This is a genomic window from Candidatus Nitrospira neomarina (assembly GCF_032051675.1).
In the GTDB taxonomy this organism is placed as follows: Bacteria; Nitrospirota; Nitrospiria; order Nitrospirales; family UBA8639; genus Nitrospira_E; species Nitrospira_E neomarina.
On sequence record NZ_CP116968.1, the window covers coordinates 2823690 to 2840917 of the forward strand.

The window sequence follows — 17228 nt, forward strand, 5'->3', positions numbered from 1 at the left end:
AAAGTTCCGGCAATCGAGACATTCCTAGGACGAGCCTGGGTGCTTTCGAGCGAACGAAGGCTGGCAGCCAGTTTTGTGGCCGACTTCACACCACCAAGACCCGTTCGACGATCTTCTTGGCGACTGTTCTTGCAAGGCCTTTGGCGTCGAGTCTGGCGTTGAACGAAACCGGCCCGAATGGCTGGCCAGCGTACTTCCCGCGCACGTGCAACGTCGCAATTCCCCGGCCTTGGCAGGCGTCCATGTTGCCGCTCACGTCGATTGTGAGGTTCTGGTCGAAGAGTGTCTTGGCACCACCCTGCAAGTACTTGATGCCCTGAGAGACCGGCGACGGCAGGAGCGCTAAGGCCCCGCTGATGGCCCATCGGAACCCGGCCCCGATCGTCTCGTACGTGGTCAAGTTGATCTTCAGTGCACCGTAGACGGCGATGTAGGCCTCCCATGTCGTGATGAAGTGTTCTTTGTTCCACGGCAATTTCGTGGCGTCGCGCCTCAGGCCATGGAGCGCCCACCTGAGTTTGGCGTCCACGGCCCTGTGAAGGGCCTGCTCCGCCTGGATCGCGGCTTCGGCGAGCACGAACGGCGAAAAGCTCTCATCGAAGTGACCCGTGATGGTCATTTTTCCGAAGGTGGACGGACTGAGTGTCCCGGCGGTTATCTGCAGTGCTAGGGTGGCGCTATCGCAAGGCAGCGTCAGGCTGGTCTTGAGCTCGAAGGTCTCGTGGGTGATGGTGAATGCGTCCTCGGTACGGGCGCCGAACAGCTTTACAACCGCGCTGCCCTTGGCGCCGAAACCCTCGGCCGTGATCCAGGCGCTCAAGTCGCCCTTCAGTTCGAGAACCTTTTCGAGACCCGGGAAAAGATTCGCCTCGCCGGCAAAATATATCCTCTCTGTCGTTAGCTCGGCGTCGGCCTCGAGGATCACGTGATCGCCGACGCTTAGCTTGGCCTGGCCCGTGAATCCGCTCGCAGGAAACGCGCCGCCGGTCTCGGCGGCATCGTCGTCATTGAAGAAGACGGCCGCGATGCCCTGCAGCTCGTAGGTGAGCTGGTTCACGAACGTCGTGCGCAGTCTCACGCCCGTGGCGAACCCGCTACGCTTGGCGGTCATCATCCCGAACTCACCCTCAAACTCGAACAGCTTCTTAACACCGCTCTTACCGCGCAGCATGAGGACGAGGCCGTCAGTGTTCGGCAGTGGGGGAGGCACAAGCGCGATAAGCGCGTTCCGCTCCTCCTGGCTCAGCCCTACGAGACCGGAGCCCGGCGCCGTGCTGGGTTTGCCCCACTTCAACCCCGTAGCGAATTCTTCGCGCGTCGTCGCCGCCCAGGCCATGCTAATGAACTCGACAGGACCGAATACCAAGTCGATCTTGCCGCAGCGGTGCTCGAGCGGGATGCCCCGGAGGAAATCCGAGAGCGAGAAGAACTTGATGCCGTTGAGGACGTTTGCGAATGCCTCATAGAGATCGACTTCCAGCAGCGGTGCTCCCGCGGCGCCGAATGACTTGCCGCCCAGCAGCGCGGGGAGCCGGAGGTACGTCTTCCCGATCTTCGGCTCCAGTTCGAGGGCACCCTTCGTCGGTAGCTCGCCCTCGGGGCGGTCCTTGTACTTGGCGAAGTTATAGAGGTCGCGGAGCGTCGTGAGGACCTGCTCGAGGCCATTGGCGAGCGGGTCGAACGTGACGCTCGCCTCCATCGCCAGACCGGAGGGCCTGAAGCTGTGGATCCCGAGCTCCTTGAAGGAAACCGGGACGGGGATCGGGACGACGGCTTCGTAGATGATGAAACCGACGAGGTTGTTGATCACGATCGTCTCACGGGCTTCCTTCGCATTGGGTAGCAGCTTCTGCATCGCATCGCTCTCAGCGGCCGCAACCGCCCCGCCGATCGCCGCCACATCGAAGACGTCAATGTCGGCGTCGAGCTTCAACATGAAGAGCGCGCCGCCGAAGACCGGGCCAAAGCTTAGGCTGTAGATCGTGAGACCCATGAGATTCGGAACGCTTGGGAATAGCACCCGGAGTGGCTTCGGGTCTTTCTCGCCGTGGCGTTCCCGATCGGCCCCCGTCGAAAGTTTGACCGTGAGCGAGCCACTGGCGCTCGCCGTGGCATGAAAGTGGAACTCGTGAGGCAAGCCGGCCTCGAGATACTCGATGAACCGGGCAGGAAGACCCGAGGCCGCCTTGCCTAAGGCCTCGATCGACTTCCTCAGTACGGGGTTGAGCTTGAAGTTTTGGTCGGCGTGCTTGCCGATCTTCTCAATGGTTTCGATCAGCTTGTCGGTGAAGAGCTTGCCTTTGCTGAACAGCGGTGGCCGATCGTGCAGCAGCAAGATCTTGTCGGGAAGATGCTTCCCGATGCCACCGAGGTGGTTTCCGAGCAGCTCTTTGAACGGCGTGAGCGGAAGGCCGATCGGGTCGTCATCGTCCTGCTTGAAGCCGCCCCCGACCTCGAAGGCGCCGTTTGCGCCGGCCTTGAAGACCGGAACATCGATATTGATCGTGCCCGCCGGCCCGAGCTGGCACGGCAGGTAGCGCCCGAGCTCACTATCCTCCTTGATTTCAAGCTTCGCAAAAGGCAACTTGGTCAGGGCAAAGGATGCCCCCGGAGAACCGCCAATGAGCCCGAAGGCCAGCTCGGCGGCGATGGCGGCATCGGTCGCGAAGATCGTGTGCTTCTCGAGGCCGTCCTTGGTTTTGCCGAATAGCACCTGGTTGATGTTGTCGGGCAGCTGAATCGTCGGCTCTAGCGAGAACGTGATATCGCCGCCAAAGTTGACCGTCACCGTGGGTTTGTAGGCGTTCACCTTCAGGTCGTGGAGTTGCGCCCCGCTCAGTGGGAGCGCCGGCAGGTCGATCGGAACGTCTTCGATGACTTTGCTAACGGAGAACTTCACCGACGCCGCGTCGACGCTGATTGTGCCTTCAATGGTCCCACTCGGCAAAACCTGCTGAACACGCTCAGGGAACGATTCGAAGCTCACTTGCGTCCCGCCCGCCAAGGTCCAGGGGCCATTGCCTTGCTGCGCGAACTTGATGGATGCCTCATGGATCGAAAGCGTGGGTGGCGCGGCATCAGTACCGACGAGTATGCTCGGAGCCCGGATCTCGAGCGGCTTCTGGGCACGAAGCACGAACTCGAGCCCCTTCTCTTCCATTTCTTTCTTGTCGGCTTGGGCCCGAAGCAGGTGCTCGGGGAGCGCTCCGAGCTTACCGCATTGGAGGCGGCCCTCAAGGTCCAGCTTGTCTAGTACGGTCAAGCGGGCGCCGGCGTCGAACATGAAGGTCGTTAAACCCTCGTTCCCATCTGGCGTGACTTCGCGCGCAAGGATGAAGTTGACGTCTCGGACCTTGAGCGTCGCCTTGTCGGTGAAGGCCAGCACGTCGAGATCTGCCTCGCCGCGCAGCGACCGGAGCAGGAGCTTGTTACGTTCGTCGGCGTTCTCGGCGTGGTGCTTGCTCAGCACGAGGGCGCTCGACATCTCACCGTGCGTGTACATGGCGCCCAGGCGGATGTCCTTTGCCTCGAAGAGATCGATGACAAGCTCGCCTCCAGCTGTCCACCCGTCTTTGTTGTCTTTATGGTGTTTACCGTGCGAGAACTCGACATGAAAGCGCTTGGCGAGCACCCCGGCGACGATCGGCTCAGCCCGCTCACCATTGTCCGCCGATACCTCGATCGAGAACAGATAACTCGGGGTGTCGCCGTTTTTCTCCCGCGCGAGTCGAAAGGCGGCGCGGTCCAGATGAAAGCCGGCACCGTCCTGCAGGAGATCCCACTTGCCGTGCATCTCCCCGCGGAATTCGAAGGCTCCCGTCGCCGGCGTGACCGCGACGCTGACCTCGTCGAAGACCAGCTTAGGGACCATGGCAGGGAGTGCAACGTGCGGCATGCCAAACGTCTCGACCACGTCGGCGACGAGTTGCTCGAGGTCGACGTGCGTGAGGGTGCCTTTGAATGTCCACTGTTCCTTGCCCTTAACCGCGCCTCGAACATACCCTTCAACGGTTCCGATACTGAAGTGCGATTCAATTTGCACGGCGACCTTCATCTTGCCAGCTGCGGAAGGTGTGGCGGTTACGGACAACGTCGGCTGCAGAAGCGTAAAGTGGGGTACCAGATGAATCCCGTGCTCCGGGGCCACCACGAGGTCGAACCGCGCTTCCGTGAGATTTCTCGCGTCAAAGTCATAGCCCATCACCAGATCACGCAACTCGGCACCTGTGTTTGCAAATGCATCGGGGAGTATTGAACGGAGGTCTTGACCGCCGATCAGATCCGCGACATCGGACAGACTCGGAAGTGATATTCGTGAAGCGCCAAACTGAACGCTCCATCCAGCATCGCCAAGGACCACCCTCACCTCTACCTCTGTCTTGGTCCCAAGGTTTGCTCGGGCGACAATCACCGCGCCGATGCCAGGGTGACCACCGTTCCTGGATGGGCGCATACCAACATGAAGAGACAGGTCCCGCACCTTCAACCACCCCGGCGTAAGCTGCCAGTTTTTGTCCACCGTTAGCCGCGTTGAAAGACGTACCCATGTGACCACATTGTTCTTGGGATTGAAGTTTACGTCCAAGCCAAACAGTGCTAAGTTCTCGATCGCCGAATTGAGCCCCGCGGGCAGGAAGTCCAACCCTCTCCCCAGAACGGCATTCGCCAAGTCCATACTAATAGGCTCATTTTGACAGGCGATCGAAAATATCCAGGAATCGTCGCATTTCGGGATTTCGAGTCTGACCGGCAACGTCATTTCCCCAACATGGGCTTTACCGGTAACCCACCCAGACTCTTGGCTTCCTTTCACGACCGTGTGCACGTCGATGTTCTTGATGGACAGCCACTTCAGACCGGGCAACGAGAGGTCATGCTCTCTGGAAAGGCTCAAATCGGTTGTGACTCTCAACTCGGGTTCAGAGTCCGCGAAGCCAAGTTGGAGCTGCGTAGTGCCGTTTCCAAAGGCGGTCGTCGTACCGATTAGGGTGAATTCTGGCTCGTCTGAGATGCGGCAGTTGTCCAGCACAATTTGGTTCCCTTGGACCGCCTCGCCAATAAATTCCCACCAGGAACCAAGCCCGAGTTGATTTGGATCGAGCTCAAGCTTGCCTCCATGTATAGCACCTCTCAGGTAACGCTCTAGAGCTGCAGCGTCCATTACTTCTTCAACCCTACTAGGCTGAAAACTCTCGCGATGAATTCTGAAGACTCTTTAATTTTAAGATAATCTAGAATTGGGTCTGAGTAAGTTCTAGTTTCCACGCTGTTTCTGATTGTTTTTTTCCATTCTTCGAATGCGTTCACCCCTTTCTTGGGCTTGGGCAACACCTCCCAATCCACAAGATCACGTTCAATGTTGGATCCGGACGCGACTTTTTTATCCATATTGCTGCCCACCTTTGAAGCAGCCTCCAAAAGCTGAACTACGGTCGACTCTTTAACAACCTTACCTGCAACCTTTCTTTCTTGCACCGGTATATTGAATTCGTCAACTATACGTTTGAAATCTGTCCATTCGCCCGAAAGATAGGCTTTGCCCCAGGCGCTTCGATAATCCTTAGATTTTTTTTCAGAGTCAAAGTCCAAACCATGCTTCTGAAAGTATTTTTTTAACATCTGTTCGACAACCCGAATGAAGATTTCATATTTTGGTAGATTTTGGTCGTCGACCATGATTTCGATTTTCAGATCATTATTCTTTTTGTTTCTGCGGTAAGTTATCAAACGAGCCAGAAACTCAGTGAAACCCTCATCAACGCACCATTTTATAGTTTCGTTAATATTCTGTTGCGAGGGTTTCCAGTCGTTGAAACCACCATTGTGAGCATGAAGGTGCAAAAATTCATGAGTAACTAGATGCTCTAGTTGATTGGGTGCCCTCTTTAATTCGGGACATGCTGAATTCACATATAACGCCTTTTCTGTTGGCTTCTTAAGCCTGACCCCCCCGAAACCAGGGTAATTGTGACTGAATCTGCCCCCCGTCAGGGCATCTTTAAAATCTCGGTTGTCCCGCAGCGCGAAGTCCAGAGTTGCCAACCCTGGAATAAGGCAAATCGCCTTTTTTTTGGCCGTCGTCTCCTTGTAATATTCGTTGAGATTCAGGCGGTCATCAACGTTAAACTTCTGTAACAGAGGATTCAGCCCTTTGATAAGCTCATCCGCATACTTATCTGCGCCGTCTTGGAAGAGCATCTTGAAGTCATAGGCCAACGAGAACGCCGGATTCTCCATCTCGAAGTAATTCTCACCGAGTTTGATGCTGAGTTCTAAAGGCTCCGCCCCAAACTCTTTACGAATTTCACTGATTCCTTTCGCAATGTCGCTGCAGCTTTTTGGTGGTATTGGCATGCAAGCTCCTTCCGGATCCCCCGGCCTGGCGCCTCAGTTATGCACACGGTGTGCCGCGCGCAATGCGCGTCGTGTTGACCACTTTGGCGCTCGCGGTCCGCGACAGGTAGATGCGCAGATTCTTGGGATCATAGTGGCAGTCGGGAAGGTTCACACGATCAATCGCTGACTGATGCACTGCCTCATCGTCGCCAGCCTGTTGGCCGATTAATCTGGCACGTGGTCCCATCACTTTGCACATCGCACTCATCGAATCCTGGAGCACCAAGTTGAAGCACGGTTGGTAATGGTCTAGGAACGACTTGTCAAATTCGAGTCCCAACCCTTCAGCCTTTTCAACCATCCAGTGCAAAGCTTCGTTCGCCAATCCGTCTGGATGGTAGCCGCCGCCGACGTTGGAAAGCACGCCCGCAAACCAGACTTGCTCGAGCGTCCCGGTCCAGCCCGATGGTCGCTGCCAGACACTAGGTGCAAACGGTTTGCGGCGTTCGTCAATGGCCAGTGCCTGATAAGCATGCAGGATAGTCGGATGCAGACCGACGTCATGGTATTTGTACTTGTTGCGATTGAACAGTTGTCCCAGCGCACCCGGTACACCAAGCGCACCCACCGTGTCCCAGACACCGATGAAGTGAATCGGTGGATATGCTCTTGCCTCCTTCATATTACGAAACGCATGTTTCCACTGCGGGTCATCCGTTGGTGTGTTGAGTGATAGAGGTCGTAGATCTCGGCGGTGTAATACTCGTCATCCTTTTGCAGCAGCCCCACCTTATGCATGAAGCCCGCAAGCGTCCGCACCGTGAATGCGCCGCGGCTAAAACCGAAGAAATACACCTCATCCTCCGATTCGTAGTTATAGACGAGAAAGCGGTACAGGGCACGGACGTTGTGCGCCATACCACGGCCAAAGGCTCCGCCGGTCCATTTATCGAGCCCGCGTTCGGTCCCCACCCCCTCATGGTAGTAGACCACCTGCTCGACCCCCGCGCCCGATCGCGGCCGCACTGCGCGTGCCACCTTGAGCACGTTAGTCGGCTGCGGTCGACCGGATTTTTCGTCTTTCCTCTCAGGTCGTTCCACGTTCCATCATCATTTTTCGCGCTGCCACAATTCCCTACATACACCTCAGCACACCGGCCCTCGCCTGAGTTTAAGCAATCCAGATAAGGTGCGAACCGCAGAGTCCGTACTCTAGGTTTAGAGGTTTGGCTTTGCGGTTAAGTTATGCACAGCCATAACGTATCCAAACAGGGTCCAATGGTGCTGGTAAGATCCCGTTATTCCTGAGCTTGGCTCGTTCAAGAGTCTCGCAAATATAGATTTCAGCGTCTCGATCACACCTGTTCCGCTCGCCACGGTTTTGGGCGCCCCTCAGACACACAAGGTAATCGGTCTCGGCCTTTCTGATTTCGTCGGCTATGTAGTCGAGAATTGGTTTACTGATAATAAGCAAAGTGCCTACGAATTCAATACCCTCATCTGTCAGGAACACAGCCTGAGCGTCAGCCGGAATAGATTGTCCTCGGCTGGTCGAAGAAAAGAAGTTACGAACGCTTTCGACTGTGGCGCGAAGGCCCTCAGATGTCAGAAACTTGGCGATCTCAAGTGATGCCCAGAGTTGAATTATGTTGTCGGGTGTCATATTGTCTCCTTTTGGATGGCTTTGCCTCTGCAACGCCTAATATTCCTCCGCATGAGCGGCGCGACATTCAAATTATTTCCTCGGCACTTTATTCATATCCGAACCCGCTCCATGCGGTTGGTAGGAGGCGGTCTCAGCAACGGTTGTTGTTTCCAGTGCGTACCAACCGGTCCCTCAAGCCATGAATCGATTAGTGTTCCGCGGACAAACCGGCTGAGGTCGCTATGGCATGTCGAGGTATACGCAAGTTGCTTGGTGTCTGAATACAAGGGGCCCAACACAATCGTGTTCATGTGATTCAACCATTTGAGCAAAAATTGAGCACAGACTTTCCGTCCTTTGAGAGGGAGGGTGCCCTCATAGGGTTGAACCACTCTTCTCAGAACCGCTTCTGATCGAAAATTTCTTAGCATCCCACCCACGGTCCCCATCGAACTGAAAGACCAGACCAGGTTCGCGCCAGCACGGAGCTAGGCCATGCGTGTCGGTAGCTGCGTGCGAATTGCAAAACGAATACGAGTAGCGCAGTCGAATACAGAGCTGCTAAAGATGAGCTCTTTGCTCTCAAGTGACATCGCGTTTCCTGCATCTCTTAACATTGTTTAGACGGATCCGCATAAGAGCCGGATCTGTCCGTTTCTGTCCGTATAACACGCCATCGAATTTTCTGAAAATAATGACATGATCCTTGCCATTTCTAGTGAGTCCACCCGAATGGCATTCGGTCGCATCTGCTTCCCTTAAATGTTCTGCAGTCCCCTGGCATTTTCGGTCACTTATGTGTGCTCTCGAAACACAAGGACCACACCATACAGCCAGCCTCGATGCGACGAATTCTTGTACAATGTTGTAAATATGTCAAGGATTCAGATCTTCATTTATAGTGTCTCCAGAGCTCTTTCTTTGCCTCCTGCCAGTCAAAAATCTGCTCCGGTCCGGATGGGTAAATATGATGGGTGCAAGATTGCGGTTCATCTGGCCGGTATAGTTTTCTCATTGGTGGACACTCAATGGCACACACGCAAAGGGAGGCAAAGTATCCTAAGCCCTTTGACAAATTCCGGCCAAATTCAACGAAAACAGGGGGTCAAGTCTGTTGTTAAGAGTTTCGTGCGAAGGAATGGGGAAGCAATCCGCAGGCAAAAGCTTAAAGAAGCAGTTGGAACAGGTGGACAGAAATTCGTCACCAACAGATTTGTTCCCATACCCTTAAAAAAAAAGTTCCATTCCCCCCTGATCCGTTGCCTGCCGCCCGTCCCATGGTCGGACGCTCTTTTTCCTGGCGGGCCTTGTGTGAGCCTGCCGAGTTGGCCCGCTCTCCCGTGGTTAGCGTCCGATCAATCAGATGAGACGGGCGGGGGCGTCAATGGTTTTAGGTCCTTTTGCCTCCACAACAATGGTCGCGCTCTTCGAGACGCAGCAGGCAAAACCTCGCCTGCCGGGGCGAAACCCGGCAACACAGAACATCACGCTGAGACGAGGAACAGGGGGTGGCAGTAATTCAACAACCGATCTGACCTCAGACCCTACCCGGCATCATCTGCGGCCCGAAGCGTTGTTAGCTGCATGCCATAGTTAGGCTACTCTTAATGTTTCTCGAATCCGCCTCACATCTGTTTCAGGAATTCCCTGCGCCGCTGGATGATGTCCTCTGCCTTTCTGGCCGCTGGACTGACGATCTTATCGTCAAGCGATTTTATCAGATCTTCTAAGCCATCATAATGATAGGGCGTGAGAACCCACGGATAATCTCTGAAATCCGAGAACATCCCATATTCATATGTGGACGAGAGAATAATCGGCTGTATGGGAAGCGATGGCAGGCCCGGAACGATCCGTTGCAGCTCCTGTGGGATGCTCTTCGCTTCCGTAATGTCGGCGATAACAAATCGCGCCATGTGAGCGAGCGTCGATATCGTTTCCGTGAGATTTCGATTCGATGGCCTCTCAAAGTCGAAGACCACAGGCACCCAACTTCCGAGTCGGAGTTCACGCCGAAGCGCATCCAGGATCGACTTTCGCTCCGGTGTAAATCTGCCAAGGATCAGCACGACCTTAGAGGTAACAACGTCGATGACGTCACGAATCTCCTCGTTACCGAGCAGAAGATAAAGGAATTGAGCTAACCGCAGGTCGTCCGTGACAACGTCGTTCTCTCCTTGCGGTGTAATCACCAGATTCGTTTGATCCTTGGGCTTACCTTGGATTTGCCAAGCAGACAATCCGTAAACGAAGGAGCCCGTAAGAACAGCGTCAGACAAGTCGCATTCGATAAGCGATGCATGCTCGAGAATGGCGTTGCTCAGGTTCGCGTTCGTGAATTTCGTCCTGAACAGGTAGGTCGCGGAAAGATCGGAGCCCTCAAGGTCGGCGTCTCTGAAAGTGGAACCGGTTAGATTGGTTTCTTTTAACACGGTCCTATGCAGTATCGCTCGATCGAGATTGACATAGGCCAAATACGACCAGGCCACATGCGCGCGGCTGAGGTCGGCTGATTCGAAGCTAGCCTGGGAGATGTAGAGACGCCATAGATTCGCTCCAGTTAGGTTAACGTTGTCCAAACGGGCCCCACTCAAGTTAGCTTCACTCAAATTGACACCAGTCAGGTCCACGCCCGTAAAATCTGAATCTCTCAGATCGGGGCGAACTCCAGGATGTTGGTCTCTCCACTCGTTCCAGGCAGAGACCCCCTCAGGCCCTTGCGTCAACAGGGCACGAATCTCGCTCGGGATGGGCTGCGCGATTGCCATATGACTATATCTCTACCTGTGCGCCTAACAATGTTTAGGCGAATCCGCATAAGAGCCGGATCTGCTCATTTTCGGTCCATAAAATACGCCATCGAATTCCCGAGAATAACGACATGATCCTTGGCATTTCTCGGTAGCATCTTCCTCCCTTAATTGTTCATGCCGTTCCCTTGGATTTTCAGTCACGCCTGTGTGCTCTCAATCCATAAAGGCCATATGGGTTCACTTAACGTGCGGCACGGAGCATAGGGAAAATGGGTTGTGAACTGCCAGCCTGAATTTCTCCCACAATCTCGAACCCGAAGCGCCTATAGAGAGGAATATTGACCGGGTTGGTCGCCTCAAGATAAGCGGCAACGTGAGCCCCATCACACACTGCAACGCCCTGCGCAAGCAACGCACTGGCGTACCCCTTGCCCTGAAACATCGGCTCAACCCCAATGGCAGGCAGGTACCAGTGTGCCACCGGGGGATGTGAGGCGCTTGCCTGTTCTAATATGGCAAAGACTTCCCCTTGCCGTTCAGTGGCCACGCCTTCTTGCAAGACCGTGCCGAGCCCCTCTTCGTCAGGGCTGACGCCGGGAGGGAGCCAGAGCGCTGCGGCTTTAAAGTCCTCGGAACGATAGGCCGATCCGTGGTCGAAGGCGCGTCCAGCAAAGTTTTTGAGTGCTTGTGGGAAGTAATGCAGATACTGCTTTGCGTCGGGAAACATCCAGCGAATGAACGGATCGGAGATAAACGCGGTCACGAGAGTGGCGATTGTTCTCTCGTAGTCGGAAAAGGATGCGCATGTTGCTGACGGTGCGGACATTTTCCCTCTTGGAATGATGGTAGGGTGGGAAGGTATTGACTATGGCCACAGGAACTGCGAGCAAACGTGACTGAGGCCAAATGCCGCGTGCAGCGCTTTGTTAAACTCTTTTGGTTTCGCTTAACCTATTCCCCTGTTCATGTTGTTCCATACCATTTTCGGTCACTCATATGTGCCCCGAAACACAAGGGCCACACGATTCAGCCAGTCTCGATGCGACGGCATTTTTGTACAATGGTGTAAATATGTCAAGAATTCTGATATTCATTCATCGCGCTTTCGTAGATCTTTCTTCGCTCACTGCCAGTCAAATATCTGCTCCCGTCCGGATGAGAAAATATGATGACCAAGATCTCGCTGAAACCTGTCTGCTCTACCTGCGCACAGATCCCTTGCCTCCCGCTCAGGATGACAATAGGTTGATGGCTTTTTTATCTTATGTTTAGCCACCTGTGCCACGGTGATCTTCGCTCATTCTGGCACAAATCTTTAATGAGGATTTTGGAAAAATCAAGATACTGAGAAATGCGGTTTCTCGCTCAAGGCTCACACAATTTCATTTGATACAATGAATTCATTAACGTGTTAGGCTTCATTAATTATCCCGCTACAAATTCTCAAAGATTCAACTATGGCTGATTGTTGCAATGACAAAGCGTGTGAAATCGAGGTGCTTCAAGATCGCCAAAGCTCGATACTCAAAATCGTGTTGGCGATTAATGCGGTTATGTTCTTCGTCGAACTGATCGCAGGACTGCTCGCTGGTTCTGTTTCCTTGATCGCTGATTCGCTGGATATGCTGGGCGATGCTCTGGTCTATGGCTTCAGTATTTACGTTGTCGCGCGCGGCGCAAGAATGAAAGCCAAGGCCGCTCTTCTCAAAGGCGGCATCATGGCGGCCTTTGGTCTGTTCGTGTTTGGGCAGGCGATATATAAAATGATTCTTCCCCATGTTCCCGTCTTCGAGACCATTGGCCTTATTGGCTTGCTTGCGCTTGCCGCCAATAGCCTGTGCCTTGTGCTGCTCTGGCGACATCGGGGAGATGACATCAATATGAGTTCCGTATGGTTATGTTCCCGTAACGATATTATTGCGAATATGTCGGTGCTGTGTGCCGCCGTGGGCGTATGGTTCACCGGTTCAGGCTGGCCGGATATACTTGTGGGTTTGGGACTCGCGGCCCTTTTTCTGCGGTCGTCGATATTCGTCTTGCGGGGTGCGAAGGAGGAGCTTCGAGTCATTCAGACCTGAATGGACGCTTAATTTTGGGCACCACATCTCCTCGTGATCCTAAAGAATCCTGGATTCTCCATCTGAGCACCGATCTTTCGCCCTTGGAACAGGATAACTTCTTGTTGACGGTCCGCTTGTTTCTCATGGTTCCCTACCGATTAACGTGTTTTACGCCCATTTCAGCAAACGTTCTATAATCGTTCCATGCGCATTCTTATTTTGAACAGCGGCAGTTCCTCTTTGAAGTTCCGGCTGGTTGATTACCCGCTATCTTCGTCCGAGGCCGAAACCAATCCCAATACGTTACTGCAGGGGATTGTGACAGGTATCGGGAAAGAGGCCTCACTGAAGATCAGTGCTCCCGAGCGCGCCCCATGTACCTACACCCGGCAAAACATGCTGAACCATGGACAGGCAGTGGGTTGGGTATGGGAAAGCCTTCAAGGCCTGATGACACCAGAGGGAGAAACCTTAAGAGGATCCGGGATCACCATTGATGCGGTCGGCGTTCGCGTGGTGCATGGCGGACACCGGTTTACACAATCTGTCCTGATCGATGAAACCGTCTTGGGCCAAATTGAAGAATTGAGCCCCTTGGCTCCGCTCCATAATCCACCCTGCCTGGAAGGCATCTATCAGATTCGTGCTCTACTGGGTCCACAGATACCCATCGTGGCGACCTTCGATACCAGCTTTCATCGCACGCTTCCCGAACATGCCCGCACCTATGCGATTCCCCGGGAATGGACGACACAGCATGGCATTGAGCGCTTTGGCTTCCATGGAATTGCCCATGCGTCTCTGGCCCACAGCTATGCCCGCTATTCCGGTCGATCGTTGGAGGCAACCCGTCTCATCACCTTTCAATTGGGGCAGGGCTGCTCGGTCACCGCCATGAAGAATGGAGCCGTGGTTGACACGTCAATGGGATTCACACCGTTAGAAGGTCTGGTGATGGGCACACGATGTGGCGATATGGATCCGGCCATTATTGGATACGCCGCCGAACATGGACACCTTTCGATAGAAGAGATCGACCATCAATTGAATACACAATCCGGCCTATTGGGCTTGTCCGGCCAGACCTCCGATATGCGTCAACTTTTGAAGGCGGTCCAGGAACGACAGGATCCTCGCGCCACTCTGGCCGTTGAGGTGTTCTGTCATCGGGCACGAAAATATTTGGGGGCGTATCTGGCCACCTTGGGTGGAGCGGATGCGGTCGTCTTTGGCGGCGGCATTGGTGAACGGGCTCCTGACATTCGCGCTCGAATCTGCCAGGGAATGGACTGGTGCGGTCTCTCACTGGATAGCCCTCGAAATTTCGAGGCCTCTGAAGTGCAGGCAGGAGAGGCCATTCCCATTCATAGCAAGGAATCCGCTATTCAATTGCTGGTGATTGGAACCGACGAAGAATCGTGGGTGGCCCGTGAAACATTTCAATGCCTGAGAAATGTCCGATGAACACAAGCGAAAACGTATTGGCCAGACGAAAATGCCCTTCAGGAGCTGACAAAACCATTCTCATTTAGTTGATTATCAACAAGGCAACATCCATTCTGTGGATAAACCATTTTTAGATGATCATGATGAGAGTTTGAAGACACTCCCGAGGATCAACTAAATCAAAAAAGTCAAGACATAATCTTCAATCTACCTTTACGACTACGCCAAAAATTTCTCACCCCTAGATGTAGTATCGAAAAATATTTTTCATACAATGCCCAAAATATGTGCATTCCGCTCATTTCTTTATCAATCCATCGGAAAGAGGCCTGTCCTGGCCATTAACCACCAAGTTATCCACAAAATTTGTGGACGGCATTTTTCTCTGCTGGTCTGTAATTTGCCAATTATAAAAATGTGATTTTTTTCTAATGCCTCCGATCAGTATCGCGGCATGATATGGTCTCTATAGCAATCGCCACTTCCTGATTTACAAAGATTTTTCATTCACCCATGGCCCGGACACTTCAACAGGTTCCCTTATCGCCGACTTCCCTCGACATTCGGATCGTGACCTATAACGTTCACCGGTGCTGCGGGATGGATCGTCGAATCATGCCCAGACGGATTGCGGAAGTTCTGTCGGACCTGCATCCGGATGTCATTGCCCTCCAGGAAGTCCTGGGGCTTGGCCCCAAGGGCCGGGGACAGGATGAACTGCTTGGTGCATTGATGGGGATGGGATGGGTCATGGCATCTGCCAGGCTGCGTCACGGATATCCCTTTGGGAACATGATTTTAAGCCGATTCCCGATCGTCAATGATGCACAACATGACTTGACCTGGAGAACCCGGCGCGGCCGATGTTGTCAACGCGCTGACCTCCGGTTGGGTAATCAGACCTTACATGTCTACAACGTGCATATGGGGACCGGTTTGCGGGAACGCAAGTATCAAGCGGAGCACCTGGCTATGATTTTGGACCAGCATCGAGGGGCCGGACCGAAAATCATTCTCGGGGATTTCAACGAGTGGGGGCGTGGTGTGACCACCGATATCCTCACCCCACGATTTCAGAGCCTGGACATTCGCCCCTTTGTCAAACGACGACGGACCTATCCGGGATTTTTGCCCCTCTTGCATCTCGACCATATTTTTTATGAGGGCCGGATTGACGTGAGCCATGTGCACCTTCCGAAATCTCGTGCTGCACTCATCGCCTCAGATCACCTTCCGCTCGTCGCGGACCTTCGCATTCATTTCTGACCTCGTGCTTGCATTTTTTCCGGACGGTTGATCCGAACGTCGATATTTGAATGAATGTCGTCCCAAGAAATCCTTTGCCTTCACCACTCTCTCTCCTTTCTGAATCACCACTGTAGGGCCATATCGGGATCGGGGCATTTCGGTAACGGCTTACAAATGAACGCCAGTATATAAATGTTCTTGTCAGGAACGGTGGCCGGAGGCGATGCCGGCGTTGCAGGACGTGGCGCCGGCCTCCGAACCGGGGTCGTCGGCAACCGGGTATAGGCCGACGCCTTCAGGGTCACCATGGACCGGGGAAAAGCCGGTCGAGCGATCATTGGAGTCATGACCGCTGGTTTTACCAAGACATTCCCTCTGGTTGGCTGAGTTGGCACCCTGATGGCCGTTGACTTAAACGAGGCCATCGCCTGGGGCCGCATTTTCATGATTAAGGGTTGCACAGGTTGGGCTTTCATGTGTTGTGGTGGTATCGGCGGCCTTTTCATCAATTGCGGTTGCACGGCTTGCAGGACAGCAGGATTTATTCTTTTTATCGAATTTTGATCCTTCACCGCATAGTTAAAACGCAAATCTACAGACATTTTCGGGTTGGAAGAAGTTGATGGGGTTTGTTTTGCCTCGACGACCACCTTCCGTGCAAAAACGATTGCCGTGACATAGGCCGGACAATCTCCGGAAGGCGGACTGCCACCGTCAGAAAAAACCTTGGTCGAATCTGACAACCGCCAGAACCGTGCCCGGAATATTTCAGAGTCAAACCAGGACCGCTTGATGGCCGCAGAACTGAATTCCAAGGTCACAGATTTCATCGTGGACACTTTTCCATCAGCCGAAAATCGCTCGCGGAGATCTGCCGGTGCTTCATTCACCAATGTTTTGATCTCCGCCTCGCTGAGAGAAAAGGGATTCCACGAACCTTCTTCCAAGGCATTTGACGGGGTAAAGCTGCTTGGGAAAACCGTAAAATTATCCTGCGCAGTGGTCTCACTGTCGAGGTCCTGATTAAAACATCCTTTCCACTCATCCCAGGTCATTGTGGGAGATTTGGCTCCAAGATTCTGGTACTGACTTCTGGCAATATTGACTTCATTCTTGTAACCCTCCAGGATCCACTGATTATCCAGATCTTTGAGCTTTGCCCGAAACGCAGGCTCATCGACCTCCCGCCAGTGTTTTTTCTCGGATTCATCCTCTGCGGCCTCACCCGTACTTCTCGCCTCCATGAATTCCTGCTCAGCCATAATATAGGCATCCTTATACTGGTTATAGACCCTGACCTTCGGGCTGTCCTGTAAAAGGCCTCCCTCACCGGGTACTTTCAGAAAGGCCAATGCCTCATGATAGGCCACTTCTTCTTCCGGTGTACGCGTCGAAGATGCAAGCCTGCCTTCTCTCAACACATATTCCAACTCATTCCACAAAAAGCGTGTTTCGGTGGGTAGCCAGGCCTCATCATGGGGAATCAGATTCACGAGCGTTGAAAATGCAGCCAGATTAGCCTTGCTCTTGAGAAGATCACTCCCAGTTTCTTGTGAAAAGAAATCCAGATCTTCTTTGGTATAGGCCAACGGTGTCACAGGAAAACTCAGAAACGTTCCTTCCTTTTCAAAAACCTTTTTGGCTTTGGACATCAAGGCCAATTGCACAATAGAGTCGATAGCCATGTCTTACCTCATTAAGTAGTTATGTTGGTCGAATTCCCGCATTCCCCTGATAGCC

12 protein-coding genes are annotated in these 17228 nt (G+C 53.6%); 3 read left to right on the top strand and 9 right to left on the bottom strand.

All coding sequences use genetic code 11. From position 1 onward, the window contains the following. Positions 1-85 precede the first annotated feature (85 nt). From PQG83_RS12115 to PQG83_RS12150, 8 genes are all read right to left on the bottom strand, one after another. Positions 86-5161, bottom strand: a complete 5076-nt coding sequence (locus tag PQG83_RS12115) for a hypothetical protein (RefSeq protein ID WP_312741350.1) — start codon at positions 5159-5161, stop codon at positions 86-88. After that, positions 5161-6354: a hypothetical protein gene (locus PQG83_RS12120; protein ID WP_312741353.1), complete on the bottom strand. Its 1194-nt coding sequence runs from the start codon at positions 6352-6354 to the stop codon at positions 5161-5163. The genes PQG83_RS12115 and PQG83_RS12120 overlap by 1 nt, the downstream gene beginning before the upstream one ends. A 37-nt stretch (positions 6355-6391) precedes the next feature. After that, the gene (locus PQG83_RS12125; protein WP_312741355.1) at positions 6392-7018 is read right to left on the bottom strand and encodes a phospholipase effector Tle1 domain-containing protein; all 627 of its coding nucleotides are present in this window, start codon (positions 7016-7018) and stop codon (positions 6392-6394) included. Then, positions 7015-7437 carry a T6SS phospholipase effector Tle1-like catalytic domain-containing protein gene (locus PQG83_RS12130; protein WP_312741357.1) on the bottom strand — a complete coding sequence of 141 codons (423 nt, stop codon included), beginning with the start codon at positions 7435-7437 and terminating at the stop codon, positions 7015-7017. Before PQG83_RS12130 ends, PQG83_RS12125 begins: the two co-directional genes overlap by 4 nt. 142 nt (positions 7438-7579) lie before the next feature. Beyond that, complete coding sequence (locus PQG83_RS12135) at positions 7580-7999, bottom strand: hypothetical protein (protein WP_312741359.1); 420 nt, start codon at positions 7997-7999, stop codon at positions 7580-7582. A 92-nt stretch (positions 8000-8091) separates the two neighbouring features. Beyond that, complete coding sequence (locus PQG83_RS12140; RefSeq protein WP_312741363.1) at positions 8092-8412, bottom strand: hypothetical protein; 321 nt, start codon at positions 8410-8412, stop codon at positions 8092-8094. 1194 nt (positions 8413-9606) lie between these two features. Beyond that, positions 9607-10749, bottom strand: a complete 1143-nt coding sequence (locus tag PQG83_RS12145; protein ID WP_312741366.1) for a pentapeptide repeat-containing protein — start codon at positions 10747-10749, stop codon at positions 9607-9609. Positions 10750-10975: 226 nt separating this feature from the next. After that, entirely contained in the window at positions 10976-11560 is a 585-nt protein-coding gene (locus PQG83_RS12150) for a GNAT family N-acetyltransferase (protein ID WP_312741369.1), read from the bottom strand. A 631-nt stretch (positions 11561-12191) separates the two neighbouring features. Here PQG83_RS12150 and PQG83_RS12155 point away from each other — a divergent pair. From PQG83_RS12155 to PQG83_RS12165, 3 genes are all read left to right on the top strand, one after another. Further along, positions 12192-12812: a cation efflux transmembrane domain-containing protein gene (locus PQG83_RS12155; RefSeq protein ID WP_312741372.1), complete on the top strand. Its 621-nt coding sequence runs from the start codon at positions 12192-12194 to the stop codon at positions 12810-12812. Between the two features lie 186 nt (positions 12813-12998). Next, complete coding sequence (locus tag PQG83_RS12160) at positions 12999-14258, top strand: acetate/propionate family kinase (protein WP_312741374.1); 1260 nt, start codon at positions 12999-13001, stop codon at positions 14256-14258. Positions 14259-14753: 495 nt separating this feature from the next. Continuing rightward, complete coding sequence (locus PQG83_RS12165) at positions 14754-15506, top strand: endonuclease/exonuclease/phosphatase family protein (protein ID WP_312741376.1); 753 nt, start codon at positions 14754-14756, stop codon at positions 15504-15506. A gap of 104 nt (positions 15507-15610) precedes the next feature. On the opposite strand, the gene PQG83_RS12170 is transcribed toward PQG83_RS12165, so the two are convergent. After that, positions 15611-17173, bottom strand: a complete 1563-nt coding sequence (locus tag PQG83_RS12170) for a hypothetical protein (protein ID WP_312741378.1) — start codon at positions 17171-17173, stop codon at positions 15611-15613. Between the last annotated feature and the right edge of the window lie 55 nt (positions 17174-17228).

Excerpts from the sequence above, each read along its gene's own strand:
- PQG83_RS12115 (WP_312741350.1), bottom strand. The coding sequence starts at position 5,161 with ATGGACGCTGCAGCTCTAGAGCGTTACCTGAGAGGTGCTATACATGGA.
- PQG83_RS12120 (WP_312741353.1), bottom strand. The coding sequence starts at position 6,354 with ATGCCAATACCACCAAAAAGCTGCAGCGACATTGCGAAAGGAATCAGT.
- PQG83_RS12125 (WP_312741355.1), bottom strand. The coding sequence starts at position 7,018 with ATGAAGGAGGCAAGAGCATATCCACCGATTCACTTCATCGGTGTCTGG.
- PQG83_RS12135 (WP_312741359.1), bottom strand. The coding sequence starts at position 7,999 with ATGACACCCGACAACATAATTCAACTCTGGGCATCACTTGAGATCGCC.
- PQG83_RS12140 (WP_312741363.1), bottom strand. The coding sequence starts at position 8,412 with ATGCTAAGAAATTTTCGATCAGAAGCGGTTCTGAGAAGAGTGGTTCAA.
- PQG83_RS12145 (WP_312741366.1), bottom strand. The coding sequence starts at position 10,749 with ATGGCAATCGCGCAGCCCATCCCGAGCGAGATTCGTGCCCTGTTGACG.
- PQG83_RS12150 (WP_312741369.1), bottom strand. The coding sequence starts at position 11,560 with ATGTCCGCACCGTCAGCAACATGCGCATCCTTTTCCGACTACGAGAGA.
- PQG83_RS12155 (WP_312741372.1), top strand. The coding sequence starts at position 12,192 with ATGGCTGATTGTTGCAATGACAAAGCGTGTGAAATCGAGGTGCTTCAA.
- PQG83_RS12160 (WP_312741374.1), top strand. The coding sequence starts at position 12,999 with ATGCGCATTCTTATTTTGAACAGCGGCAGTTCCTCTTTGAAGTTCCGG.
- PQG83_RS12165 (WP_312741376.1), top strand. The coding sequence starts at position 14,754 with ATGGCCCGGACACTTCAACAGGTTCCCTTATCGCCGACTTCCCTCGAC.
- PQG83_RS12170 (WP_312741378.1), bottom strand. The coding sequence starts at position 17,173 with ATGGCTATCGACTCTATTGTGCAATTGGCCTTGATGTCCAAAGCCAAA.